This is a genomic window from Terriglobus sp. TAA 43, from assembly GCF_000800015.1.
GTDB lineage: Bacteria > Acidobacteriota > Terriglobia > Terriglobales > Acidobacteriaceae > Terriglobus.
In genome coordinates this window covers 2793670-2819695 of record NZ_JUGR01000001.1, presented here as the reverse complement: position 1 = coordinate 2819695, position 26026 = coordinate 2793670, and the positions used below count along the sequence as shown (strand labels likewise).

Annotated in this window: 21 protein-coding genes; 14 read left to right on the top strand and 7 right to left on the bottom strand. The window is 57.9% G+C overall.

Annotated features, from left to right (window positions below):
* The first annotated feature begins 109 nt into the window (after positions 1-109).
* On the top strand, positions 110-1099 hold the full coding sequence (locus tag M504_RS12015; RefSeq protein WP_047491637.1) for an N-acetylglucosamine kinase: 990 nt from the start codon (positions 110-112) through the stop codon (positions 1097-1099).
* Entirely contained in the window at positions 1074-3242 is a 2169-nt protein-coding gene (locus M504_RS12010; protein WP_047491633.1) for a PQQ-binding-like beta-propeller repeat protein, read from the top strand. The genes M504_RS12015 and M504_RS12010 overlap by 26 nt, the downstream gene beginning before the upstream one ends.
* Here M504_RS12010 and M504_RS12005 read toward each other — a convergent pair.
* From M504_RS12005 to M504_RS11985, 5 genes are all read right to left on the bottom strand, one after another.
* Complete coding sequence (locus M504_RS12005; RefSeq protein ID WP_052200663.1) at positions 3226-4827, bottom strand: arylsulfatase; 1602 nt, start codon at positions 4825-4827, stop codon at positions 3226-3228. The two genes, M504_RS12010 and M504_RS12005, sit on opposite strands and share 17 nt — an antisense overlap.
* A gap of 41 nt (positions 4828-4868) precedes the next feature.
* Positions 4869-5582, bottom strand: coding sequence for a copper homeostasis protein CutC (locus M504_RS12000; protein WP_047491628.1), 714 nt, complete (start codon positions 5580-5582; stop codon positions 4869-4871).
* A gap of 26 nt (positions 5583-5608) precedes the next feature.
* Positions 5609-6757, bottom strand: a complete 1149-nt coding sequence (locus M504_RS11995; protein WP_047491623.1) for a sugar phosphate isomerase/epimerase — start codon at positions 6755-6757, stop codon at positions 5609-5611.
* 42 nt (positions 6758-6799) lie between these two features.
* Entirely contained in the window at positions 6800-8338 is a 1539-nt protein-coding gene (locus tag M504_RS11990) for a M81 family metallopeptidase (RefSeq protein ID WP_084214299.1), read from the bottom strand.
* Positions 8339-8416: 78 nt separating this feature from the next.
* Complete coding sequence (locus tag M504_RS11985) at positions 8417-11794, bottom strand: TonB-dependent receptor (RefSeq protein ID WP_047491618.1); 3378 nt, start codon at positions 11792-11794, stop codon at positions 8417-8419.
* 356 nt (positions 11795-12150) lie between these two features.
* On the opposite strand from M504_RS11985, the gene M504_RS11980 reads away from it, so the two are divergent.
* From M504_RS11980 to M504_RS11945, 8 genes are read left to right on the top strand one after another with little or no spacing between them, the layout of a single operon-like run.
* Complete coding sequence (locus M504_RS11980; RefSeq protein ID WP_047491614.1) at positions 12151-13293, top strand: ROK family protein; 1143 nt, start codon at positions 12151-12153, stop codon at positions 13291-13293.
* A 29-nt stretch (positions 13294-13322) separates the two neighbouring features.
* Positions 13323-14315 carry a sugar phosphate isomerase/epimerase gene (locus M504_RS11975; RefSeq protein WP_084214298.1) on the top strand — a complete coding sequence of 331 codons (993 nt, stop codon included), beginning with the start codon at positions 13323-13325 and terminating at the stop codon, positions 14313-14315.
* A gap of 24 nt (positions 14316-14339) precedes the next feature.
* Positions 14340-15602, top strand: a complete 1263-nt coding sequence (locus M504_RS11970; protein WP_047491611.1) for a Gfo/Idh/MocA family protein — start codon at positions 14340-14342, stop codon at positions 15600-15602.
* A gap of 14 nt (positions 15603-15616) precedes the next feature.
* The gene (locus tag M504_RS11965) at positions 15617-16666 is read left to right on the top strand and encodes an oxidoreductase (protein WP_232296265.1); all 1050 of its coding nucleotides are present in this window, start codon (positions 15617-15619) and stop codon (positions 16664-16666) included.
* A gap of 23 nt (positions 16667-16689) precedes the next feature.
* Entirely contained in the window at positions 16690-17820 is a 1131-nt protein-coding gene (locus M504_RS11960) for an SIS domain-containing protein (RefSeq protein WP_047491605.1), read from the top strand.
* Positions 17821-17877: 57 nt separating this feature from the next.
* Positions 17878-18384, top strand: coding sequence for a peptide-methionine (S)-S-oxide reductase MsrA (gene msrA / locus M504_RS11955; protein WP_047491603.1), 507 nt, complete (start codon positions 17878-17880; stop codon positions 18382-18384).
* Positions 18385-18404: 20 nt separating this feature from the next.
* Complete coding sequence (locus M504_RS11950; protein WP_047491600.1) at positions 18405-19373, top strand: Gfo/Idh/MocA family protein; 969 nt, start codon at positions 18405-18407, stop codon at positions 19371-19373.
* Positions 19364-20206 (top strand): sugar phosphate isomerase/epimerase, encoded by an 843-nt coding sequence (locus M504_RS11945; protein WP_047491597.1) that lies wholly within the window; start codon positions 19364-19366, stop codon positions 20204-20206. Before M504_RS11950 ends, M504_RS11945 begins: the two co-directional genes overlap by 10 nt.
* A 141-nt stretch (positions 20207-20347) precedes the next feature.
* Here the strand turns inward: M504_RS11945 and M504_RS11940 are convergent, their stop codons facing one another.
* Together M504_RS11940 and dnaB are read right to left on the bottom strand one after the other, a co-directional pair.
* Entirely contained in the window at positions 20348-20551 is a 204-nt protein-coding gene (locus M504_RS11940; protein WP_047491595.1) for a cold-shock protein, read from the bottom strand.
* Positions 20552-20778: 227 nt separating this feature from the next.
* On the bottom strand, positions 20779-22167 hold the full coding sequence (gene dnaB, locus M504_RS11935; RefSeq protein ID WP_047491592.1) for a replicative DNA helicase: 1389 nt from the start codon (positions 22165-22167) through the stop codon (positions 20779-20781).
* Positions 22168-22486: 319 nt separating this feature from the next.
* Between dnaB and M504_RS11930 the strand changes: the two genes are divergently transcribed.
* From M504_RS11930 to M504_RS11915, 4 genes are all read left to right on the top strand, one after another.
* Complete coding sequence (locus M504_RS11930; protein ID WP_052200661.1) at positions 22487-22783, top strand: DUF5076 domain-containing protein; 297 nt, start codon at positions 22487-22489, stop codon at positions 22781-22783.
* 14 nt (positions 22784-22797) lie between these two features.
* Entirely contained in the window at positions 22798-23172 is a 375-nt protein-coding gene (locus M504_RS11925; RefSeq protein ID WP_047491589.1) for a VOC family protein, read from the top strand.
* Positions 23173-23230: 58 nt separating this feature from the next.
* A complete protein-coding gene (locus M504_RS11920; RefSeq protein WP_047491586.1) occupies positions 23231-24985 on the top strand; it encodes an amidase in 1755 nt (584 codons plus the stop codon).
* A 149-nt stretch (positions 24986-25134) separates the two neighbouring features.
* Positions 25135-26025, top strand: a complete 891-nt coding sequence (locus M504_RS11915; protein WP_047491583.1) for an outer membrane lipoprotein-sorting protein — start codon at positions 25135-25137, stop codon at positions 26023-26025.
* Position 26026: the final 1 nt, after the last annotated feature.

The window sequence follows — 26026 nt, the reverse complement described above, 5'->3', positions numbered from 1 at the left end:
CGGAGAATTATTCCGTCGCGGCCTTTTTTGTTTGGAAATGGGGGAATAACATGGGACTTTCGGGGTGCGATACGCCCCATTCACGGCTTCAGCCAAGTAAAGTTACCTTATGGCGTATTTTCTGGCGATTGATGCGGGCGGCACAAAAACGGACTTTGTACTGGCCGATGAAACACGCACGCTGGCGAGGCAGCGCACCGGCACCATCAAGCGTCTTCGCACCGATGCGGATACCGCACTGCAGAATCTGGAAGAGGGACTTCGCGGCCTGACCGCGCAGAGCGGCATTGCCATGTCATCCGTACTGCGCACCTGCGTAGGAACCGCAGGCGAAACCGTTCCCATGGTGGCCGATTGGCTGCGCGAAACCATCGCAGAACGTATCAGCGGACAGCTCTTGCTTCTGGGCGATGTAGAGATCGCGCTCGACGCTGCCTTCCGTGGCGGCCCCGGCATTCTTGTACTGGCAGGAACGGGCTCCAATGTTGCGGGCCGCACACCTTCCGGCAAGATGGCCAACACCGGTGGATGGGGGCCCGTGCTCTCGGATCAGGGTTCCGGACACGCCATTGGCCTACGCGCCATCCGTTCCGTCTTCATGGCCATCGACGAGGGCCGCACTACGGCGTTGCAACAGGCCGTGATCGATTTCTGGAATCTGCCCTCGCTGGACCTGCTGATTGAATACGCCAACCGCACACCTGCACCGGATGTATCTCGACTCGCGCAGCTTGTGTACAGCGTGGCGCAGCACGGCGATCCTGTTGCACAGGAAGTATTGAAGGCTGAAGGCGAAGCACTCGCCCACTTGGTGCGCCTGCTGATTCGCAAGTTACAAACGCTGCAGGGCGACGCCACCTTCGTTCCGCAGCTTGCCTTCGCAGGCAGCATCATGGAACGCGTGGTCCCCGTGCGCGAAGCATTGATTGCGTCGTTGCGCAAAGACTTCCCATCGCTGCAAACACGCGATGGCGTGGTTGATCCGATTGAGGGAGCGTTGTGGCGCGCACGCGACCAGCAGGCATTTGAAGCACGCGCACATGCAATCGAACAACGGACCACGGAGTCAGTCGATGCCACCACGGCACAACCTGCTTAGCTCTCTTGCCTTCACCAGTGTTCTCATCGCGACATCAGCCTTCGCACAAACATCCACAGACGCGCATGCAACATGGCGCGCTTACGGCGGTTCAGAAGACGGCACGCAATACTCATCGCTGAAGCAGATCAACCGAACCAACGTTAGTCATCTACAGGAAGCATGGCGCGTCGCCACCGGCGATGGCCGTGGCTACGTTTTCAATCCGCTCATCATCGGCACAACGATGTATGTGCTGGCACAGAACAACAGCATCGTGGCTTTGGACGCAGGCACTGGTAAACAACTGTGGTCGCATCCGCTGGACGCGAAGACGCCTCTGGTTCCCACGCGCGGCCTCGCTTACTGGCAGAGCGCCGATGGCAAGGATCAGCGCCTCATCTTTGCAGTAGACAATCAACTGCGCGAAATTAACGCAGCCACCGGCAAATCCATCACCACCTTCGGCAAAGAAGGCAACGTCGATCTGCGTGAAGGCCTGGGCCGCGACGTGAACAAACTGACGCTGGTGCAGTCCTACAATCCTGGCCGAGTCTTCGGCGACCTGGTGATTCTCGGCTCAGCCACCAACGAAGAATATGACTCCGCACCCGGCGACATCCGCGCGTACAACGTCCTCACCGGCAAGATGACGTGGATCTTCCACACCATTCCGCATCCCGGCGAATACGGCTACGACACATGGCCGAAGGATGCATGGAAGACCGTAGGCGGAGCAAATGCATGGGGAGGCATGGCGCTCGATGTAAAACGCGGCATCCTGTTCGTACCCACCGCCAGCCCCAAGTACAACTTCTACGGCGCCAATCGCACCGGCTCAAACCTTTATGGCGACTCGCTGATTGCAATCAACGCAAACACCGGCAAACGCATATGGCACTTCCAGATGGTGCACCACGACATCTGGGATTACGACAACCCAAACACCCCCATGCTGCTCACCGTAAAACACAACGGCAAGGATGTGGACGTTGTCGCACAGACCAGCAAGACCGGCTACCTGTGGGTCTTCGATCGCGTGACGGGCAAGTCGCTATGGCCCATTGAAGAGAAGCCCGTACCGCAGGACGCCATGCCCGGCGAACACGTGTGGCCCACGCAACCTGTGCCCACCAAGCTTGAGCCCTTCAGCCGCCAGACATTCACATCGAAAGATCTGAGCCCATACCTCTCGCCCGAAGAACACGCGCAACTCAAGAAGCAGATTGATGCCGCGCGCAACGAAGGCATCTACACACCGCCCACGACCAAGGACACAGTGGAGATGCCCGGCAATAACGGTGGTGTGAACTATGGTGGCGCAGCCGTCGATCCCACGCACGGCTATCTTTACGTCGTATCCAAAGACCTGCCTGCTATGTTGAAGCTGCAACTGCCTCCCGCGGTGCCAGTGGGCGATACGCCGGAAGCACGCGGCGCAGGCGTCTACGCCAACACATGCAGCCTGTGCCACGGCACCAATCGTGAAGGCAAAGCTCCCGTCATTCCCACTCTCGTCGACATCAACAAACGACTCACCGAAGATCAGATTCGTCAGACCGTGCGCTACGGCAAGAATCAGATGCCATCCTTCGGTAGCCTGCCGACTGCGCAGGTCGATGACCTGATGAAGTTCCTGAAGAATCCCGGCCTGCCCATCATTGAAAGCACAAACGCTGTAGCATCCGGCGATCCGGCTACGCTGCGCTATCGCAGTGGCTTCGGCTTCATGTTTTCAGAAAGCGGCCTGCCCGTGATCGCTCCGCCATGGGCCACACTCACCGCATACGACCTCAATACCGGCAACGTTCGTTGGAAGATTCCACTGGGTGAGGTGCCGGAGCTAGCAGCCAAAGGCATCACCAACACTGGCGCACACTTTCCGAAGGTGAACCCCGTAGTCACAGCGGGCGGACTCATCTTCACCGGCACACGCGATCGCAAGATTCGCGCACTCGATGCGTCCACCGGCAAAGTTCTGTGGGAACACGAAGTGGGTGCCGCACTCGAAGGCATGCCCGCCATCTACGAGATCAACGGCAAGGAATACGTAGTGTTCTGCGCCGCGGCTCGCGCCACCACATACACGCACGCGGTGCCCGGACACCCTGCAGCGCAGGGCCCGATCCCCGGCGTATACATCGCGTTTACCCTACCCAACTAAGCAGCGGAATCTCCTTCGAATAACCCGGGAAGTTCGGCGAGTAAAGATCATTCCCTTTACGAATCGCTGGCTTCCCGTCCTCCACCCAATGCGGTCCGCGCACCTCAAGATGCTTCACCATGCGCGCACGCCACATTGCCAGCCTCTCCGCATGTGCAGCCGCCGCAGACAGATCATGTAACTCGGCGCGATCCTCCGCCAGATGAAACAACTGCTCCGTGCCGTCATAGCAATGGAAGATGTACTTCCATTTTCCATCGGTCAAAGCCGTCCAGTGGTTGCTGGGGTCATACGTAATGGCATGTTCCAGATCAAGGTACTCGCGCCACTCGTTCTCACCGCGTAGCAATCCAAGCAGGCTCTTGCCCTCCACATCTTCAGGGATCGCCGCTCCAGCCGCATCCAGAAATGTTGGTAGCAGATCGCGAATCTCCACCACTTGCGACATACGCCTCCCGGCAACATGCAACTGCTGTGACTTCGCAGGCCGTACCAGCATGGGAATGTGCGCGGACGATTCATACGCATACGACTTGCGCCACATATTGTGATCACCCAACATGTCGCCATGGTCGCTGAAGTACACAATCATGGTGTTGTCCAACATGCCGCGCTGCTCCAATACGCGCAGAATGCGACCAATCTGCTCATCCACAAAACTCACACCGGCGTAGTATCCCTGCCGTGAGTTATGAATCTCTGCATCACTGAACTTGCCATGCCACAGATCATCGCGCTCGCTGGCGTGTGGCTCATACTTCTTCGCCCAATCGCCCACAGCAGCCTTTGGAAGATCACGCTCATACATGCGGAAGAATCGTTCCGGCGCGTCATACGGACTATGCGGCCGAATGAACGACACCTTCAGAAAGAACGGCTCGTCGCGCTCATACTGTTGTAGAAAACGCACTGCCGTCTCACCAGTCCAATGCGTCGCGTGCATCTCTTCGGGATAGGCAAACGATTTGCTGCTGCGATCATTCCATCCCAGCCCCGTTGCATGCGGGTCTTTGTCCGGCATCTGCGACCAGAACCACGACTCATAATCGCAACGCGGCTCCGCAGACTGCGCATGTTTTCCTTCGCCTTTGTGAAACCAGTAACTGCAATGTTCATCACTCACCAGGTGGTGATAGCCATGCGGATTCGTTATGGGATAGTAGTGATTCTTGCCGACGGACGTGGTGTAATACCCCGCCTTCGCCATGGCCGCTGCCTTCTCTGTCGGATACGGATTTGTAGCGATGGTGCCGTAGCCAAGCATTCCGTGTCCCCACGGACTGCGGCCCGTCATCAACGCGCTGCGTGCGGGCGTGCAGCTTGGCGTAGATGAATACGCGTTCTCAAATACCACTCCTTCGCGTGCAATGCGATCCATGTTGGGCGTGTGAATGGCCTTGTTGCCATACGCACCCATGCAATCCCAACGATGCTGGTCCGCCATCAGCATGACGATGTTCACTTTGCTCGATGGACGATACGGCTTGATCGCCAGCGTTGTAGCGCTCTGCGGCGCTTCACCTTCCGCAAGCGGCCCGTGCAGCAGAGTCGCTCCACTCAACGACAAAAACGTTCGGCGATCCATGTCAGTCTCCCGCAACAGGATTCAACACATCCGCATGGAAGTCACGCGTGATGCATCAACTCCGCCACCAGGCGAACATCCTCAGCCTCAACGCGAGCCTCACCCTGTTGCCACAACACATCCCGAACATCTTCCGTCTTCGGCTTACGACGAAACGATCCATGCAAATCAAGCCCGGGAACCTGCGCCAGCAGCGCAGCGTTCTGCAGAGACACACCACCACCTGCAGCGATGCGAATCCGTCCGTCTGCAATCTCGGTTAACTCAATCAACATCTCCAGGCCCTCCATCACAGTCGGCTCACCACCGGATGTAAGCACCCGATTGCACCCAAGATCGATGACCACACGCAACGACTTGTGCAGATCACGAGCAAGATCAAACGCGCGATGAAACGTAACCGGACGCCCATTCGCAATGCGAATCAACTCCGTTGTCTGCGCCACATCGACAGCACCATCCGTAGTCAACGTGCCAATAACAATCCCGGCAGCGCCCAGCGACAACGCCATCTCCGCATCCGCACATGCCATACGAAATTCCGCAGCGGAATACACAAAGTTGCCACTGCGCGGACGCACCAATGCATGTACTGGAATCTTTGAAGCTGCAATCGCCTCACGCAGAAATCCAACACCAGCAGTAACGCCGCCCTCACTGAGGGCGGCGCACAGTTCAATGCGATCGGCGCCACCGGCATTTGCTGCTTCACATGCCTGCAGTGTCTCCGCACATATTTCCAGTTCTCGTTGCAATACTGCCTCCGCGAAACCAGCGCCTGTTACAGCGCTGCCTTCACTTGCTCAAACAGATACTTCGCGCCCTCCACACCATCCCAGGGGCCGTCCTCATACTCCAGCGCAAACACGCCGGTGTAGCCATTGTTCATCATGATGCGCACATTGCGCTGCACATCAATATGCGTGCCCTGACCAAATGCATTGTCCCAACGATCCCAATGCTTCGCATGGCACGTCGTGTGTGCGTAAGGAGCAAGATCGTTCAGTGCGTGATACACAAGGTACTTGTGCTCCCAGTTGCCGAAGTCCGGCGATGCTTCGCACCAACGGCTGTTTACTTCTTCAATGATGGTGCGGATGTTAATAGGATTCGCTGTCAGACCCCAGTGGTTTTCCAACGTTACCTTCACGCCCACCTTCGAACCGTGCTCTGCCATTTCCTTGAACGACTGGATGCACTGGTCCATGTACTTCTCCAGCTCCGGGTTCTTCGGATAGCTGGTTTCATTCGGCTGTGGTGAAGGCGCAATGCGCGGACCGCCACTGTTAATACGCATGCTCTTTGCGCCGATGATCGCAGCACCATCCAGCCACTTCTTCGCAACAGCAACACCAGCCTTGCGCTTCGCTTCATCCAGTTCGCAGATATCGCGCGGTGCGTTGTTTGAAATGTGATGACAGAAGACACCTTCTTCCTTCTGCTTTGCTGCTAGCTTCTCCAACCACTTCACGCCGTTGGGGCTGCCCGGATTGAACTCCGTAATCTGACGTTCTTTGCCGTTGTATCCCATGACCATCATGGGCTCGTACTGGCTCTCATCGGTGATGTCGCCAAACAGGCTCGACCAGATATCGAACTTCGTCACACCCGGGAAAAGCTTCTTCGCATACGCGGGATACTCCAGCGCCGTGATGCTGCCGTACTTCGCCTGCATCTTTTGAACGGTCGCCTTATCACCCACATTGTTGCGGTTCTTAAAGATCCAACGCAGCGGATAGCTGTTCGCTGCAATGCGGTCCAGCTTCTCGCTCTCAGTCAAAGGACGGAAGGCACTACCCTTCTCAATGGTTTCAGGTGTTGCGCTCTTCTGTTGCGCAAATGCCTCGCCTGCCAATATGCTGGCGGCCGCTGCGCCACCCGCGCCCCTCAGAAAATTCCGGCGATCCAGTTGCATCTTGCTTGACTCCATTGCCTTCTCTCCTCCTGCTGCATGCTGCGTTTCGACGAGTGTTTACGCCTGTTTGGGGCTGCGCGCCGAAATATACACCTTCGGCGTGTACGTGAGGTCATCCACAAACGGGTAGGTCGGCGGACGATTCTGATTCTTTGGCAAATGCACGATGTCCTGATTAATCGCGCCATCCGTAAGCGCCATCAGGTTTGCCTTCGCCATCTGCTTGATCTCCGGTTCCAGATAGCCAGACTTCACCACAACAATCTTCGCCGCATACGGATCAATGCCAAGCTTTGTAAAGTCCTCGATGAGGTGATACGGCCTACGATACGCACTCACAATCAGCGTGATGCCCTGTATCTGCACCGCAGCTTCGCGCTTTGCAGGATCAACATTCTGCAACAGCGCCTTCACCGTGGCCTGCACCTTCACCGGCTTGCTTGCAAGCGGATCAAGCGTTGCGCCAATGGACAGTGGAATTGTCTTGCCAACACCCGCTGCATAACAAGCGTCCGTCGCAGGCTTATCAGCAATGCCGCCAAAGACAACATCCTTCGCACCTGCCTTTAACAATGCTTCGAGCACTGTGGCTTGATCGCCATTGCCGCCACCCGTCGGATTGTCACCAGAGTCAGCGAGCACCAGTGGATGAACATCGGACTTCATCGCCTTCGCGATGCACTCGTCCAGCGGACACACCGGATCACCAAACGCGAACTCCTTGCGCGCATCCCAGTATTGCTGCGCAAGATTCGTGGCGACCTTCTCTTCATTCGCAGGATTGGTTCCAGTCACAACAACAGATGCAGCAGAACGTGACTGGTCAGCCCACACATAACCCACCAGCATGGACACATCCATCACACCCGGCGTCTTATTCAACTCCGGCAGTTGCGCCCACAAACGCTTCGCAGGCTGCCAGCTTGTGGAACTGCGCTCACCCGGCATCAACACAGGAACCGTTGCCCACTCCAGCGTGGGACGAATGTTCTCCTTAATGCACTTCACCAGCATGTCGCAGGCGCGGAACATCGCATCCTTCTGATCAACGTGCGGCGCCGTGCGATACGCAGACATCATGTCCAGCGCGTCGATAATGCGTTTGCTGATGTTGCCGTGCAGATCGTAGCTCGCTGACATCAGGCACTTCGGCCCGACCACATTCCGTGCGGCTTCGTACCAGTCAGCCTCAGCATCATCCAGGCCATCAACGGTCATCGCACCATGCATTGGTAAATAGAGACCATCCAGCGGCAACAGCGCTTTCAGACGATCGAGAAACTCCGCCTTGATCTTGTCATAGGCGTCGCGCGCAACAGGCCCGCCAGGAACGGCAGTGGCAACGATGGTGCCCATGAAAGGAACGTCAGGATAGCGCTGCTTCAACACGGCGAAACGAGGCATCGCATTCAACGCATCGCCACGTGTAATCGTGAATTCGTCATAGCGCGTACGGATATGACCATACGTGCTGCACTCAATCGCAATACCGCCAAACGCAATGCGCGGTGAATTCGTTGCTTTGGAAGTTTTGCAACCAACAACAGTGGCCAATGCGGCCATGGAACCGGACTTCAGAAACGAACGTCGCTGCATCAACGCAATCCCCTGAGCAAAGTACAGCAGTGAAAAGAATCGGGCGGCTCAACTGTGAGCCGCCCGACATTGTTTTAGTTAGAACTTCACTCGAGCCGCGAACTGAATCAGACGCGGGTTGTAAGAGAAGTTCGTTGCAGTGATTGCACCGTAACCAGCCGCTGGCGCGAAGCCGGCAACCGGGAAGCTGTTACATCCCGTGGTGCATGCTACCTGGTTGAGCGAGGCAGACGGATTGACGAACTGTGCCGTGTTCAGGACGTTGAACGCTTCGGTACGGAGCTCGAGCTTGAAGCGCTCGGTCAGATCGAAGTTCTTGAACAACGACAGGTCCACACGCTGGATGCCGGGGCCGTAGAGCTGGTTGCGGCGCTGCTGGCTGGTGGTACCGTTTGGCTGCCAGACAAAAGCATTCGTATCGAACCACTTGGTGATCGTCGGATGGCCGACGCGACCGCTGGAGAGCCTTGCGGAGCGATCGCTGTTGGTTGCCGTGGGACGCGTACCGGAACGGTTTACGTTGTTCGTGACGGAGAACGGAAGACCTGTTCCCCATACAACGATGCCGTTTGCCTGCCATCCCTTGGCAAGCACGCCAACGAAGCCGTGCGTGTTCTGACCGAATGGCAACGCGTAGTTGAAGGTTCCAGTGATACGGCTGCGCATGTCCAGGTTGCCGTTGCCATACTCAATCGAGTTGAGCAACTCTGCAGTGGAACCGAAGCCGTTGCCGCCGTTGTTGGAGATGGATTCCGTGTTGTCCAACAGACGTGACTGCGTATAAGCGACCTGCAGATCGAGGCCCTTGCTGAAGCGGCGCTTCAACACTGCCTGGAAGCCGTGGTAGCTGCTGGCACCGGTGCTGCGGTACAGCGGCACGCCCAACAGCTGCGTGTTGTTGCCCGAAGCAAATCGGCGACGGGAGTTATAGTCGGCCGTCGCCACCGGAGCGAGGGTAGTGCTGCCCTGTGTCGCAGCGGTGAACGACTGCGGCGCCAGGTTAAGCGGAACGGTGTTGAAGTCCGACAGGTAGTAACCGTTGCGGCGGCCGAGCTCGCCCACATAGGACAGCGTTCCAACGAAGCCCGCAAACTCGCGTTCCAGGGTCAGGTTGAACTGTTCAATATAGGTGGACTTGAAATTCGGATCGAGCGCTGCAGTCGCACTGCCTGTAGGAACAAGGTATGGATTCGCAGTCGGCGTGGGCATGCCGTTTGCAAACTTACCAAAGCCTCCCGGAGCCTGGACCTGTGTGTAGGGTCCAAGGGTTGCGGTGAAGGGCTGGTTTACCAGCGCCGAGCCGGAGGTGGTGTTTTCCGGAGCGAAGGTCAGACCGAAGCCACCGCGAATGACGGTCTTGGGTGCGGGGGTATAGGCAAAACCAATGCGTGGAGCAAAGTTGCTGTAGTCCGTCTTGATGCCACCGTGGGAATCCGCATTCACGCCGGCGATAAGGAACTTCTGCTGCACGATATCGAAGTTGGAAAGAATGTTATTCGTTTCGGTATACGGCGTGAACAAGTCGTAGCGCGCACCCAGGTTCACCGTCAGGTTCGGCGTAAGGTGAACGTCGTCCTGGAAGAAGAAGTGCGGTTCCCAGGTACGGTTACGTGGCGTGTACAAAATCTGGTTGCGAGCGGCTGTAGCGTAGTCGCCCGAAAGCAGTTTGGCAAAGTTGTCGAAGACCCAGTTGCCGTTGGCGGTATCGGTCTGTGTGGTGGAGTCCTGACGGCGGATCACACCTGCGCCTACCTTGATGATCTGCTTGCCACGTATGTAGGTGACCGTGCCTTCATACTGATACGTGTTCTCGTGGTAGATGATCGGCGGGCGATTGCCCAGGGTTGCGCCGCCGAGCGTCACGTTGACGGCCGAGAGTTCAGCCGTACGTCCGTCCACATTTATATTGGGTTGGCCAAACGCGGTGTTGATCGCTTTGCCAAAGTTCAGCGGATACTGCGCGTTATCCAGCAGCGTGTAGCCCGCCTTGAGTTCCATCAGCAGGTTCGGCGTGAAGGAATGCACATAGTTTAGGTGGGCCTGGTGAGCACGCGTGAGCGCAGGGCCAGGATAGGAACCCAGGTTGCCGCCCGGATAGATTACGCCGGCCGCAGAGTTGACCGCCGGGAAAAGGCTTCCGATGCTCGTGTCCACACGGTTGTACGTGTAGCGCACATAGAAGAGATCACCATTGCTGAATCGCTGATCGCCACGGACATCGCCCACCTTGGAGAACTGCGAGTCAGGACGCGCCGCCGTGTAGTTATTGGCAACCGTCGCGGCTGTACCGGTGTTCGGCAACGGGAACAGGTTGAAGTACTGCAGAGCAACCTTGTCGAAGCTCGCAGCAGGAACAATCGTGTTGATACCTACGTTGTCCGTGAAGTTACCGGGGTTGTTCCGCTCAAAGAGAGTGGGCACAGTCGTCGACGAAGGATTCTGATTGAAGACCTTGTTCAACTGCTCGTAGTCAGCAAAGAAGAACGTCTTGTCCTTGAAGATCGGTCCGCCGATGCTACCGCCGAACTGGTTCTGGCGATACTTCGGCTTCGGAATGGCCGCGCCGAACTTGAACGGATTGGCGTTCAGCTTGTCATGACGGAAGAACTCGTACACCGTGCCGTGGAACTGGTTGCTACCAGACTTGGTGATGACGTTCACAATCGCGCCCGCCGCACGGCCCACTTCTGCCGTGAACACGTTCGTCTGCACACTGACTTCCTGGATCGAATCCACCGACGGACGAACACCGATCGAACCGATAACGCGCTCGTTGTTGTCAATACCGTCAATCGTCTGGTTGTTCATCATGTCGGCCTGGCCGTTCATCGAAATCGACGACGTCTGGCGGCGATCATCGGGACGGTTGCCGCTGGCCAGACCGTTGTTCAGGCCTTCCGTAGCGCCCGGCGTCACCTGCACCAGGTTGATGAAGTTACGTCCATTCAGCGGCAGTTCCTGCGTAGCCTTTTCCGTCACCGTTGTAATGATGGCGGCGGAGTCCGTGCGCAGCGCGGGCGTGGTCGCTTCCACGTTGACCGTTTCGCCTTCGCTACCGACGGCGAGATGAGCATCTTCACGCGCGCGGTCACCGGCTGACAGGTTGAACGTGGTGATCTGGAAAGTCTTAAATCCTGACGCGGTAACCGACAGCGAATAGGTTCCAGGGTTCAGCAGCGTGAATGTGTATTCGCCACCGGTGCCCGCTTTGACGGTACGCGTTGTGTGCGTGTTCACGTCGGTCAACGTCACCGTCGCATTTGGCACCACAGCGCCTGATACGTCCGTTGCAGTGCCGACAACGTCAGCGGTAGTGGTCTGAGCAAGGGCCGGTGAAACCGCTGCGGCAAACATGCCGACCATCGTCATCGCGCGTAGCGCGCCTTTGGTCATAGCGAAACGCTGCTCATCCGCAGTGCCTCGCGACTGAGTACAGATTCTTGAAAGGTCCTTCATGGTCCTGGTCTCCCGAGGTATAGTTCCGCCTGGTATCGGCCTGTGTCGTCGTCCACGTGCGCACAGGCATCTTCTTGTGCCAAAAGGGAAATGAGTTCTTCCCCGGCGAAAAATGCGCGTACTCCCTGCCAGCTGCACTTCATCCTGTCCCGTTGGCTCGCCTATAAATTCACTGAGTGAATAAATTGGAGTCAATCCCGGTGCGGCTGATGTAGTATTGCGAAGGTAATCAGGTCAACAATGTTTCGGTAGGTGGATCATATCCACCACCCCGTGAAGGGTCAAGAAGGATTTACATCCCTGTCACCCTGGCGCAACACCCCGGCAACACATCCCGGGGTTCGGAGAGCTTTCTCATGAAGGTGTCTTTCCGGTCTGCGAAGACCGCCGTGATTGCCGCATTGCTCGAAAACGACCAGCTTTCCCGGCTGGAACTGAGCGATCGTGCGGCCGTGAGCCCCGCCGCTATCACGGAAGTGACACAACACCTGCTGCAACAGGGACTCTTGCTGGAAACGCCTGCCATGAATGCGGGCAAGCGCCGCGGACGCCCCACGGTCCAGCTGTCTCTTCAGGCCTCCCACTCCTGCTTCGTCGGCGTCAGTGTGAACGAAGAGAAGATACAACTCGCCATCACCGATTTGCGAGGCGAAGTTCTCGGGCACGAAGAAGTCACGGAACACAACGACCTTGACGGTCTTCCCGCCGCCATCCAGGCCAGCTTCACGCGGATGCTGCGCAAATCCGGAGTGGCACGCAGCCGCGTTCGCGGCGTTGGCATCTCCGTCGCCGGCATCGTAGACGCCGAAGCCGGCATCTGCCGCTACTCCGCCGGTCTGGACTGGCGCGATGTTCCCATTGCAGAAAAGATTGCAGCCGCACTGAAACTCCCCGCATGGGCAGACAACGACGCGAACGCTATCGCTATGGGAGAAAAGATCTTCGGTCGCGGCCGCGAGTATGACAACTTTTCCATCGTCATGCTGGGACGCACCATTGGTTCCGCGCATTATATGAACGGGATGCTCTATCGCGGACACGACGGCAGCGCGGGCGAAATCGGTCACATTACAGTCGACCCCAAAGGCCCGCCTTGCCGCTGCGGACGTAACGGCTGTCTGGATACGCTGGCGGGTGGTTACGCGTTGCGTCAAGCTGCGAAAAAGGCAGGGCTTTCCATTCAAAACATGCGTGATCTGGAAGACCTGGCCATGCGTGGCAATGCCAAAGCGATCAAGCTGTTGCGCGATGCAGGTGCAGCTCTTGGCAGCGCCATCGCGACACTGGTTCATTTGAACGATCCTGCGGCGGTGCTGTTTACAGATTTGGAAGGCTTCGAAAATGGCCTCTTCCGAACCGCCACCCGACAGGCCATTGAGAACGGCATTCTGCCGCGTTTCCTTGCTTCCACACAGATCATTTTTGGCGATGGTGAACCGGTCTCGCTGCCCCGCAGCGCGGCCTCTATCGCGGCCTTTAACTATCTGATCGCCCTGTAGCTATCAGAACCATACGGAGGGGAAAGTACATGCAGGAGCAGCACACACAGCAAGGAGAATCCGCAGGGCTGACGCGTCGCGGCTTTTTGAAGCACGCGGCCACCGCAGCCGCGCTGGCCACTGTCGCAGGTAAGATCGCGCTGCCCAACCGCGCTGAAGCACAGGCCATGAAGCGCACGCACGCTCCCATGGCCCTGGGCCTGCTCATCAAGCCTTTCCCAGATGCTGAAGCCCGCATCAAGCTGGTGCACGATCTCGGCTTCACAACCTGCTTCCTCTCTCTCGATAACTACATCGGCAAGTTCACGCCCGCGCTGGCGAAGCAGTTCAACGAATACTTCGACAAGTACCAGGTCGTCCCGACCACTGCCGAAGTCGTGCAGCCACTGCCGCTGAAGTGGAACTTTGTTGAAGGCCCGTCGACCATCGGCGTTGTGCCACCCGCATATCGTGCGGCGCGTGTCGATGCACTGAAGCAAACTTCAGATTTCGCAAAGCTCATCGGCGTGGGACGCGTTCAAACGCACTGCGGCTTCATCCCCGAAGATCCGCATGATCCTCTCTACGACGGAACCGTAAAGGCCATCCGCGAACTCACCGAGCATTGCGCGGCCAACGGCCAGCAGTTTCTGATGGAGACGGGCCAGGAAACACCCACCACTATGTTGCGCATGATTAAGGATGTGAACAATCCCGCACTTGGCGTTGGATTGGATACGGCAAACCTCATCCTGTACGGCAAAGCGAATCCGGTGGATGCATTGAAGGTTCTCGGACCGCACGTAAAGGCCATGCACGCGAAGGATGGCAAGTGGCCCACCGACCCTGACAAACTCGGCCAGGAAGTACAGATCGGCAAAGGCGAAGTCGACTTCCCCACCGTGTTGAAGATGCTTAAGCAGCTTAACTACACCGGCGCTGTCAGCATTGAACGTGAAACATCGGGCCCGCAGCAGGTCCAGGATGTGAAGGAAGAGAAGATCTACCTCGAAAACATCCTCAACAAGCTCAGCCACGCCTAAGCGACATTCGGAGAGAGAACAAAAATGGATCGCAGAAAATTTCTCAAAGGAACCGGCGCAGCTTGCGGTCTCCTTATCGTGAAACCTTCCACGGCCTTTGGTTATGCCGCAAACTCCGCAGTGCGTTACGGCCTGTTGGGATGCGGCAACCGCGGCACCTCCGTGGCGACATCGTTCGCGAAGAACACCGATGCGCGCATCGTCGCGCTCGGCGACATCTTCCCGGATCAGCTTGCCAAGGGTAAGCAGCACTTCGATCAGGTGAACGCTGCACTGGGCAAGCCTGCCGTTGACCCAAAGCTGACCTTCCACGGATGGGACGCATACAAGGCAATGGCCGCCAACCCCAACATTGACGCGGTACAAATCTCCACGCCGCCAATCTTCCACGTGGAGCATCTCGACATCCTCACCGCGGGCGGCAAGCACGTCTACGTTGAAAAGCCTGTAGGCGTTGACACTCCGCAGACACGCCGCGCACTCGACATCGCCAAGCGCATCGATGGCAAAGTGAGCGTCGCCGTTGGTTTCCAGATTCGCAAGGCACCGCCGTTCGTCGAAATCGTCAACCGTATTCACAACGGCGACATCGGCAAGATCGCATCGCTCAACGGCTATTACAACTCGCCGCCGGCAGTCTTCCACGATGTGCCGAACATCTCGCAGGAAGAGTTCCGCCTGCGCAACTGGCTGCGTGACAAAAAGCTCTCGGGCGACATTCTGCTGGAGCAGAACATCCACGTCATCGACGTATGCAACTGGATCATGGGCGCGCATCCCATCAAGGCCGATGCACGCGCCAGCCGCAAGGTCGTCACCACCTACGGCAACACCAACGACAACTACGAAGTCATCTTCACGTACCCCGGCGACGTACAGTTCGTCTTCAACTCCACGCAGTTCAACTTCAAGGGCTTCTTCGATGTTGCCGAACACATCTTCGGCAGCGAAGGCATTGCAGAAGCACCCTACAAGGGACCGCTGCGCATCCTTGGACCGAAGGCATGGACATGGAGTGGTGGACCTGCGAAGACTGACAGCAAGTTCGCTGCGGACGGAGCCTTCAACGACAACCTTGCTGAAGCCGACAAGATGAAAGATCAGGACTTCATCGGCAGCATCACCGGCAACAAGTATCAGAACCAGATTGCAACCGGCGTGGAAAGCGCACGTAGCTGCATGCTGGGTCGTATGTCTGCGGAACTGGGCCGCGTTGCCACATGGGATGAACTCATGGCCAACAACGAAGCCTACGAACTGGGCCTCGACATCAAGAAGTACCACTAAGCCTGACGATGACCATGCAACCTGTTCGCGCTGCCCTCCTCGGTTTCGGCTATGCTGGCCGCACATTCCACGCGCCTCTGCTTGAGGCCGTGGAGGGCATCGCATTTTCGCTCGTCGGCTCCAGCCGTCCTGACGATGTGCACGCACTCTATCCAAATGTGCGTGTATCCAGCGCGCAGGATGCTGTTGTCGATCCTGAAATTGATCTCGTAGTTATCGCCACGCCAAACGATTCGCATTTCCCGCTCGCAGCAGCAGCGTTGCGGGCAGGCAAACATGTTGTTGTCGACAAGCCGTTCACGCTGAACCTGCAGGAAGCAAAAGATCTGCAGCAGATCGCAAACGAACACAACCGCATCCTCAGCGTCTTTCACAATCGTCGTTGGGAGAGCGAAATCAAAGGCGCACGCGAAGTTTTGCAATCCGGCATTCTCGGCCAGGTGACGCATTACGAACTGCACATGGATCGCTTCCGTCCCAACGTGCGTCAGCGTTGGCGTGAAGATCCCGGCCCCGGCGCAGGCCTGTGGTTCGATCTCGGCCCACACATGATCGACGCGTCCATCTATCTCTTCGGCATGCCGCAAGCAATTCAAGGAACCTTGGGGATACTGCGCCCCGGCGGCGAAACAGACGACTGGGGCCACGCCGTTCTGCATTACCCGCACATGCGCATCGTGTTGAACGCATCCTTGCTAGTGGCAGGCACGGGCCCACGTTCCACACTGCATGGCACTGCAGGCACATGGATGAAATACGGCGCAGATCCGCAGGAACCGCAACTGCAATCCGGCATGTCGCCCAACGATCCTGCGTTTGGCATTGACCCCGATGGTGGTGTCATCATCAATGGAGCAACTGGCGAGACTACCCCAGCCACACCGCAACGTGGTTGCCAGCAGAAGTATTACGAAAGCATCCGCGACGCCATCCGCACAGGCGCAGCACCCGCCATCAACGCGCAAGACGCAGTGAATGTCATGACCGTGCTGGATGCCTTCTATCTTTCCGCCCGTGAAGGGCGCACCGTGCCTCTACGGCACGGATCAAATGAACAGCAATAGCAAGAACTAAAGAGGTAAACACTGTGAGCGATACACCTGCACCATACCCCCACTGGATGCTCCGCGAAATCCACGAACAGCCGGAGACGCTGGCCGCTACCCTCGCTGCCTACGCCACCGCGGAAGGATTCCGCGACGACACCTGCTCGTCCATTCGCCAATGGTTGCGTGAAGCACAGCGCGACATCGTTATCGCCGCCAGCGGTTCCAGCCGCCACGCCGGCCTCGTTGCAGAGCTGCTCATTGAGGACAAAGCAGGCATCCACGTTGACGTGGAATACGCCAGCGAATACAGCTACCGCTCGGAACACTCATTGAAGAGCGCCGCTGTCATGGTCATCTCGCAGAGCGGCGAAACGGTCGACACACTCGCCGCACTGCGTAAGGCAAACATCGCCGGTCATCACACACTGGCCATCACCAACGTTCCCGGCTCATCCATGGCGCGTGAAGCATCTGTTTCCATGCCCACCTTCGCAGGCCGCGAACGCGCCGTACCCGCCACCAAGAGCTTCACCGCACAACTGCTGAACCTCTATCTCCTCTCGCTGCTCGCAGCAGAAGAGCGTGGCGTTTTGGTGAAGCCGGAACTCGACAAGCTCCTCGCAGAACTCAGCACTCTCTCTGACCGTGTGCGTCGTCAGTTGCCGCTGTGGGAGAACCGCGTCCGCGAAATCGCTGCACAGATTGCAAACGCGAAAGCATTCCTCTTCGTAGGCCGCAGCGTTCATTACGCCATCGCACGTGAAGGCGCGTTGAAGTTGAAGGAATCCGCATACATCAACGCCGAAGGCTATCCCAGCGGCGAACTCAAGCACGGCCCCAACGCACTCGTCAGCAAGGAAACACCGCTGGTCATGATCGCCACCGTCGATCGCACCGACAGCGAATCCCTTGAGCGCTACGACAAAGTCGTGCAGCTTATGCAGGACATGCGCACGCAGGGCTCCACGATTCTCGCCGTCGGCAACGCGGGCGATACAGCCGTCGAACAACTCGCGGACTTCTTCGTTCCCGTGGAAGAATCCAGCGAGGGCATGCTCACCATCTGCGAAGTGATTCCGTTGCAGATTCTGTCTTACTGCATGGCTATCCAGAATGGCATCAACGTGGACAGCCCGCGCAACCTCAACAAGGCAGTGCTCGCCGAGTAGCACTGCCTCGAAAACACCCCTCTGTGCATCCAAATGTGCAGAGGGTACCTTCTACTTATGGCTACAGAGACAGCAATTCTGGCAGGCGGATGCTTCTGGGGTGTGCAGGAACTTCTGCGCAGCTATCCCGGCGTCATCTCCACACGCGTGGGTTACAGCGGCGGCGACGTGCCCAACGCAACCTATCGCAATCACGGCACGCACGCCGAAGCCGTTGAAATCGTATTCGATCCAGCAAAGCTCACCTATCGCACACTGCTGGAATTCTTCTTCCAGCTACACGATCCCAGCACGCTCAACCGTCAGGGCAACGACCTCGGCACCAGCTATCGTTCGGCCATTTACTACACCACGCCGGAACAGAAAAAGATTGCCGAAGACACCATCCTCGACGTGAACGCCAGCGGCCTGTGGCCCGGCGAAGTCGTAACTGAAATCGCACCCGCTGGCCCCTTCTGGGAAGCCGAGCCGGAACACCAGGACTACCTACAACGCATCCCCAACGGCTACACCTGTCACTGGATTCGTCCAGACTGGAAGCTGCCCAAACGCAACGGCGCTTGAGGAATAACGAGAAAGACACAATGAACATCGGACTCATCGGATACGGCTTCATGGGCGGCGCACACGCTGCGGCCATCATGCACATCCCCGGCGCAACACTTGCAGCCGTCGCCTCCCATAACAAGCCATCCGCAGATGGCCCCACACGCGGCAACCTCGATCTGAAAACCGAGCCACTGCCTGACACCGTTCGCTGGACACCGGACTGGCAGGAAGTCATCGACGATCCCACCATCGACGCCGTCGACATCTGCCTCCCCACGCCCATGCACCGCGAAGCCATTGAACGCGCCTTCGCAAAAGGCAAGCATGTGCTCTGCGAAAAGCCGATGGCGCTCAGCAATCAGGATTGCGAAGAACTCGTCGCCCTTGCAAAAGCCAGCGGCAAGACCTTCATGATCGCGCACGTTCTGCGGTGGATGCAGCCATATCCGTATGCGTTCGACTTCGTAAAGAAAACAAACAACATCACCACTGCAACACTGCGCCGCAGCACCGGCTACCCACACTGGAGCGGCTGGCTGCGCGACATTAAAGTCAGCGGCGGAGCCATCCCTGATCTTCTTCTTCACGATCTTGATCAAGCGCTGCAATGGTTCGGCGACCCCGTCACCGTAAGCGCCACCAGCATCGGCGAAGTGGATACCATGCGTGCAAGCCTTCGTTACGCAGACAAAGAAATCATCGTCGAAGGTGGATGGCTCGCGCCAGAAACACCCTTCGCCGCATCCTTCTCCATCACCGCAAACGATGCATCGCTAACGTTTGCGGAAGGCAAACTGACGGAAACCCACGGCAACGAATCGCAGGAAGTAAAGCTCCCCGAACACGACGCCTACTACGACGAGATTGCCTACTTCGTCGAATGCTGCCGCACCGGCAGCGCACCCACGCTCTGCACGCCCGAAAGCTCTGCAAAGGCTGTTCGCCTGGCGCTGCTGCTCATGCAATCACGCGACAACAACGGAAAGGAAATCTCATGGCAGTAGCAGAACCATTGGAAACAGGCCTCATCTTCTGGACAGAAAAGGATGCCAACACGCATCTTCAACACTTGAAGAGCTTCGGCCTGCGCGTATGTCAGCTTGGCATCGCGCCGACGCTCGATTGCGCTGCAGCCGTCAACGAGTGGAAAGAAGCGATTGCACGTGAAGGCGTCATCGTCTCTGGCGCTGCCGTTGCCTATCGTGGAGAAGACTACGCCAACCTCGCAAAGGTGCATGAGACCGTAGGATTCACCGCACCGGGCTACGCTGCGGAACGCATCGCACGCACGAAGGAAGCGTCGAACTTCGCTGCGGCTCTCGGCATCACATCGCTGTCATGCCACATCGGCTTCATCCCCGACGAACCCGCATCGCCCATCTTCACCGAACTCGTTGGCATCGCGCGTGAACTCTGCGATGCATGCGCCGCCAACGGTCAGAGCTTCACTCTGGAAACAGGACAGGAAAGCGCCTACACGCTGCTGCAATTCCTCGCCGAGGTGAAGAAGCCAAACCTGCGTGTGAACTTCGATCCCGCCAACATCACCCTCTACGGCATCGGCGATCCCATCGTTGCATTGGACTTGCTGCAGAAGCATGTACTCTCGGTCCACTGCAAGGACGGCACATCACCCAAGGCAATGGGCGAACTCGGCCATGAAGTCGCGCTGGGCGAAGGCGAAGTAGACTTCCCCGCATTCATCGCTCTGCTGAAGAAGATCGGCTTCACCGGCCCGCTCATCATTGAACGCGAAGAGCCCAACGCAGAACAGCGCGACAAGGACATTCGCCTCGCCATCGAGCGCATCGCGCAGTGGAAGCAGCAGGTCGCCTAAGCGAAGCGCATACGGTACGAAGTGGTGTCATCCTGACCGAAAAGAAGCCACTCGAATACATCATTCCAGCAACAAACAAATCCAGAAACGAAGAAGGGGATGGCCAAAGGCCATCCCCTTCTTTCATAACGAAACCGTCGCTTACAGAGGGCGAACGTTCTCAGCCTGCAGACCCTTCGGTCCCTTTACAACTTCGAATTCCACGTTCTGGCCTTCTGCCAGCGAACGGAAGCCCGAAGACTGTACTGCAGTGTGGTGAACGAATACATCACCACCACCGTTTGCACGGCTGATAAATCCAAAACCCTTTGCATCGTTGAACCACTTAACTGTTCCCTGTTCCATGTCTCTGTTCCTTAGTGAAGCTGTATGTACCGACGAACGCAATGTGGAGGTAATGCGGTGACGGTGGAACCAGAAACACGCAAAATGACCAGATCGAATCGTACGATCCTTATTAGGATAGCAGCAAGGCACGTTCGGGTTGGCTGGGTGCATTAGATTCGCACAACGAATGTAAGCTCAGCAAACAGCGCAAACCACGGAAGTGCACCGATAGCGGTGCAAGGCTGCTAATAGTCCCCGCCACCGCCGCCACTTGGCGCAAGATTCTCAAAACGCGTGTAATCCGACAGATACGCCATCTTCACCGAACCCGTAGGACCGTTACGCTGCTTGGCGATGATGATCTCCGCCTGCCCCTTCACATCCTCGTTTTCGCGGTCGTAATACTCCTCGCGATGGATGAAGCACACCACGTCCGCATCCTGCTCGATCGAACCAGACTCACGAAGATCCGAAAGCAACGGCTTCTTATCGCCCTGACGCTGCTCACTTCCACGCGACAACTGCGACAGAGCAATCACCGGCACATTCATTTCCTTGGCCAGCGCCTTCAGACCACGCGAAATCTGTGACACTTCCTGCGTACGGTTTTCCGGCTTGCGTCCACCAGGTCCACTCGCCGCAATCGTCATCAACTGCAGATAGTCGATCAGGATCAGGTCCAGCGAACCCTCCTGCTGCTTCAAACGACGCACCTTCGCACGCATCTCCGTCAGCGTAATGCCCGGCGTATCGTCAATGAACATCTTCGAACTCATCAGTCGATCCAGTGCATTGATGAGCTTCTGCTTGTCTTCACGCGGCAAAAAGCCTGTCTGAATCTTGCGGCTGTTCACCAGAGCCTCGCTGGCCAACATACGGCGCAGCAACGACTCCTTCGACATTTCCAGCGAGAAAACAGCCACCACCTTCTGGTCGCGCACACTGCAGTTCTGCGCAATGTTGATGGCCCACGCCGTCTTGCCCATCGAAGGACGCGCCGCAATGATCATCAGATCGGCCTTCTGCAAGCCGCTCGTCATGCGATCGAACTCGGTGTAATGCGTCTCCAGCCCGGTGATCTCGCGGCCCTGTTCGTAGAGCTGGTCAATGGAACCAAAGCTCTCCGTAACAATCTGCCCAATGTCAGAAAACCCGCGCTTGATGGCGCTTTCGCTGATCTCCATCAGCCGGTTCTCCACATCGCCCAGCACATCCAGCGACACTTCGCTCTGATCCGCGGCGCGATTCAAACCCATCTCGCACACCTGCATCAGCTTGCGCAGAATCGACTTGTCCTTCACCACCTGCACATAGTTTTCAATCGCCAGGTGGCGCGGCAAATCTTCCGTCAGCGAGATCAGATAAGGACGTCCACCGATGGCTTCCAATTCCTTGCGACGAATCAGCACTTCAGCCACCGTCACAAAGTCGATGGCGTGGCCCATGTCGGACAGTTCCTGCATGCAGCCATAAATGCGCTTGTGCGAGTCCAGCGAAAAGTCATCCGCAATCAGCTTCGCCGTGGCATCCACAACGGCCACCGGGTCAGACAACATGGCGCCAAGAATCACGCGTTCCGTGTGTACGGATGCGGGAAGCCCGTCGCGCTCGACGATCTGGAGGAAGGTTGCCATGGGTGTGTTCTCCTGCGCTTAACTACCGGCGCTCGTGGAGCGGGTGCAGCATTGCGTTTGTACAGAATATGCAGACGGCGGCTCGGTAAAACAGGTCTTGCAGCCTCGCCTAGTTCAGAGTACAGCCTCTGCCACGAGCCCGCTTTTGCCCAAGATCTGCAGCAGCCTCACCCTGCCCAGACTCAATTATTCACAGTCTGTTAGCAAGCCATGTAAGCTCTCAGGTGCCTTTGCAGTTACGTTTGCACCCGTTATCCACAAACAGCCTGTGGATTGCCTATAAGAACTGTGGATTACTGTGAATTCTGAGGAAGAAACCATGTCACAGAAAGATTCGCTACCCATTCCCGCCGCCGCATCGCGCGATCCCCGTTCGCTGGAGGTCCTTCGCGTGTGGATCGCCAACGGTGAACAGCACGTAGCGCTTGCCTTTGGCATGTGGGAAGACCCATCCGCATGGGGCCTGCTGCTGGCGGACCTCGCCCGCCACATCGCCGAAGCCCACGCACAACAGGACGAGCAGGTCGACGCCGAAGACTTTCTGGAACAGATCCGCGCCGGGTTTGAAGCAGAACTCGACGCCCCCACGGACGACGTAAGCGGCAGCGTGCAGTAACAACGGAGGCAGCCATGAATGGAAAGCTGATCGGCTTCGCACCCATCACCGACGCAGATCGCGCAAAAGCTTTCTACGCCGATGTGCTGGGCCTAACCTTCGTGGGAGATGACGGCTTCGCCCTCATCTTCCGTAGCGGCGCAAACATGGTTCGCCTCGCGAAGATGCCAAAGGTGGAACCAGCCCAGTTCACCATCCTGGGCTGGGAGACCACCTCCATTGAAGACGACGTGCAATCCCTCACAAGCAAAGGCGTGGAGTTCTCCCGCTTCGGCTTCATGGAGCAGGACGCGCTCGGCATCTGGACCGCACCCGGCGGCGACAAAGTCGCCTGGTTCAAAGACCCGGACGGCAACACACTCAGCCTGTCGCAACACATCTCTGCGTAAACGCGAACGGAACCGTGCTACAAACGGAGCATCCCTATTGCTTCCGAGGTTCCCACCGATGCGCCTTCTGCCGCTTGCGCTGGCTGTTGCCGTTGTTGCCTCCACCGCTGCTGCCCAGCAGCGAAGCACCTCACCGGAACCCATGTCACCGCCGCCGATTCCAATCCCGGCGAACCTGCCCGTGCTTCCCGCAGCCCAACAGGCAAAGATGGATCACGACCTCCTCGAGATCGACATCGAGCAACTGCACCAACTCTACAGACAGCGCAAATACACGGTGGAACAGGTCACGCGCTGGTACATGGGCCGGATCGCGAAGTACAACGGCATCTACCGCGCAGTCCAAACGGTGAACACCGAAGACGCCCTCGCAACAGCGAAGGCGCAGGACACCGCAAAGTTCGACGCAACGAAGCCGCTATGGGGCATCCCCGTAGTCATTAAGGCCAACACCGCGGTCAAAGGCCTGATCGACAGTGACGGCTGGCAAGGCTTCGCCCTTCCCGGCCACGAGTTCATCGCGCCCAAAGATGCAACCGTCGTAGCCCGCCTGCGCGCAGCGGGAGCGATCATCCTCGGCATCACCAACATGCCGGACTTCGCCGCCAGCGACACCAACCGCTCCACCGCCTTCGGCCGTACCGGCAACGCGTATGACGTACGCTTCTCTCCCGGCGGCTCCAGTGGAGGAACCGTCACCGCCGTCACCAGCAACATGGCCATGCTGGGCACCGGAACCGACACCGCCAACAGCATCCGCATGCCAGCGGGGACAAGCGCGGTCGTAGGCGTCCTTCCCACACGAGGCCTCGTCAGCATCGCAGGCATCGCCCCGCTCGACTGGCTGCTGGACAACACCGGCCCCATCGCCCGCAACGTGACCGACGCCACCATCGCCCTCGGTGCAATGAACGGTAGCGGCCACCCCGCCGATCCCCTCGACTTCCGCACCGAGGGCACAGGCCGCACCGAAGGCGCAGACACAGCACAGCTCGGCCCCTATCTTCCCTACCTGAAGAAGGACGCCCTCAAAGGCAAACGATTCGCCGTCCCCGCCTTCATGCTCAGCGGCAACACTGGCTTCGGCGTCTCCGTCGCACCCCGTCCCACCAACGGCATGCGCCCTGAAACCCGCGCCATGTTGATGAAAGCCATCGACCAGTTCCGCGCAGCCGGCGCGGAAGTCATCATCGACGACACCTTCATGCCCGACACCTTCGCGCAAGCCGTGCGCAAGGTCAACACGCGCGCCTACCGCCGCGACGGCACCAACCAGTGGCTGGCCGAGTTCGGCCCCGCTGAATACCGCTCGGTCGACGCCTACGAAAAAGCCATCGGCTCACCCCTCCCGGCAACCGTCACCGGCATCAGTCCGCCGGGAGCACCCGCGAATCCAAACCGCCCGCAGACTCCGCAGGTTCTGCTCAAGGGCGACCCCAATGCCGACGAATCCTACTTCGCCCCGCGCAAAGCGGCGCTCGCCCTGTTCCTCTCCGAACTCGACCGCCTCCACCTCGACGGCGTGATCTACCCCAGCGCGCAGATGCCGCCACCAGACGAAACCATGCCCCAGAACGGCCAACTTTCCAGCGGCCCGCACTCCTCCACCGGCTGGAACAACAACATCGGCGTCCCTGCCGTGGTGGTTCCGGCTGGTTTCTACGACAGCGGCCTGCCCTTCGGCCTCGAGATCAGCACACGCCCCTGGCACGACGGCGACCTCCTCGGCTGGGCCTATGCCTATGAACAGGTGACCAGGCTGCGCAAGCCGCCTACTCTGGTTGAGGCTGGTCTATTGCCGAATGCCCGTTAATCCCAACACGTTACGGGGCGGGTACCAGCGGTAGAAAAGTCACATCGATCAGGTCAAACTTGCATCCAATACCTGATACCCCGAGTGGCTGGCGTAGATCGTCGCTGTGGCGATTTTGCGCCAGTCAATACACTGGACGTTTGGAAACGATGAAGCACGCTCGAAGGAACTCACTGCTGCTCCTGGCGCTCTTACCAGCGCTGGGTGGTTGCCTTCGTACGACGCGCTCCGTCATGAAGACCCATCATCCGGACCAGGTGCTTTCGTCATCGCTCGATCAGGTCGTTAAGTCCACCACGGATCGCTACAACAGCATCAAGACCCTGAAAGCCTCCGTTGAGATGCAAGCCTCAACCGGCGGCGGCAAGCAGGGCAAGGTCGTCGACTACACCTCGTTCAACGGTTACATCCTCATCCGCAAGCCCGGCGACTTCCATTTCCTTGGACTGCTCCCCGCCATTCACACGCGGATGATCGACATGGTCACCAACGGCCAGAACTTCACACTCGTGATCCCGCCCAAGAGCCGCGCTGTCACCGGCTCCAACACGGTCACCACGCCGTCGAAGAACGCGCTGGAAAACCTGCGGCCTGACATGTTCACGGACTCGCTTCTGATCCAGAGCGCGAAGACTGGCGAACTCGTCTCCATGACCTCCGACGATCGCATCTACCAGCCCGACCCCACAAAGAAATACATCGTGGACGAGCCGGAATATGAGTTCGGTATCTATCGCCCGGTAGAGAACAGCCAGGAACTGAAGACGCAGCGCGTCATCCACATTGGCCGTTCCACGCTGCTGCCCTACCAGCAAGACATCTACGACGAGAAGGGCCAGCTGGTCACGGTCGCCAACTACAGCGACTACAAAATGTTCGGCGAGACCACCTTCCCCTCGAAGATCACCATCCGTCGGCCTCAGGACGAGATCACGCTGAACATGACCATCACGGAACTCTCCGTGAATCAAACGCTGGAAGACGACCAGTTCGAAGCTCCCAAGATCCCCGCGAGCTATTCCGTAGAACACCTCCCGTAGT

Bases quoted from the DNA above. Each gene is read 5' to 3' on its own strand.
- M504_RS12015 (WP_047491637.1), top strand. From the start codon at position 110: ATGGCGTATTTTCTGGCGATTGATGCGGGCGGCACAAAAACGGACTTT.
- M504_RS12010 (WP_047491633.1), top strand. From the start codon at position 1,074: ATGCCACCACGGCACAACCTGCTTAGCTCTCTTGCCTTCACCAGTGTT.
- M504_RS12005 (WP_052200663.1), bottom strand. From the start codon at position 4,827: ATGGATCGCCGAACGTTTTTGTCGTTGAGTGGAGCGACTCTGCTGCAC.
- M504_RS11995 (WP_047491623.1), bottom strand. From the start codon at position 6,757: ATGGAGTCAAGCAAGATGCAACTGGATCGCCGGAATTTTCTGAGGGGC.
- M504_RS11990 (WP_084214299.1), bottom strand. From the start codon at position 8,338: ATGCAGCGACGTTCGTTTCTGAAGTCCGGTTCCATGGCCGCATTGGCC.
- M504_RS11985 (WP_047491618.1), bottom strand. From the start codon at position 11,794: ATGAAGGACCTTTCAAGAATCTGTACTCAGTCGCGAGGCACTGCGGAT.
- M504_RS11980 (WP_047491614.1), top strand. From the start codon at position 12,151: ATGAAGGTGTCTTTCCGGTCTGCGAAGACCGCCGTGATTGCCGCATTG.
- M504_RS11975 (WP_084214298.1), top strand. From the start codon at position 13,323: ATGCAGGAGCAGCACACACAGCAAGGAGAATCCGCAGGGCTGACGCGT.
- M504_RS11970 (WP_047491611.1), top strand. From the start codon at position 14,340: ATGGATCGCAGAAAATTTCTCAAAGGAACCGGCGCAGCTTGCGGTCTC.
- M504_RS11965 (WP_232296265.1), top strand. From the start codon at position 15,617: ATGCAACCTGTTCGCGCTGCCCTCCTCGGTTTCGGCTATGCTGGCCGC.
- msrA (WP_047491603.1), top strand. From the start codon at position 17,878: ATGGCTACAGAGACAGCAATTCTGGCAGGCGGATGCTTCTGGGGTGTG.
- M504_RS11950 (WP_047491600.1), top strand. From the start codon at position 18,405: ATGAACATCGGACTCATCGGATACGGCTTCATGGGCGGCGCACACGCT.
- M504_RS11945 (WP_047491597.1), top strand. From the start codon at position 19,364: ATGGCAGTAGCAGAACCATTGGAAACAGGCCTCATCTTCTGGACAGAA.
- M504_RS11940 (WP_047491595.1), bottom strand. From the start codon at position 20,551: ATGGAACAGGGAACAGTTAAGTGGTTCAACGATGCAAAGGGTTTTGGA.
- dnaB (WP_047491592.1), bottom strand. From the start codon at position 22,167: ATGGCAACCTTCCTCCAGATCGTCGAGCGCGACGGGCTTCCCGCATCC.
- M504_RS11930 (WP_052200661.1), top strand. From the start codon at position 22,487: ATGTCACAGAAAGATTCGCTACCCATTCCCGCCGCCGCATCGCGCGAT.
- M504_RS11925 (WP_047491589.1), top strand. From the start codon at position 22,798: ATGAATGGAAAGCTGATCGGCTTCGCACCCATCACCGACGCAGATCGC.
- M504_RS11920 (WP_047491586.1), top strand. From the start codon at position 23,231: ATGCGCCTTCTGCCGCTTGCGCTGGCTGTTGCCGTTGTTGCCTCCACC.
- M504_RS11915 (WP_047491583.1), top strand. From the start codon at position 25,135: ATGAAGCACGCTCGAAGGAACTCACTGCTGCTCCTGGCGCTCTTACCA.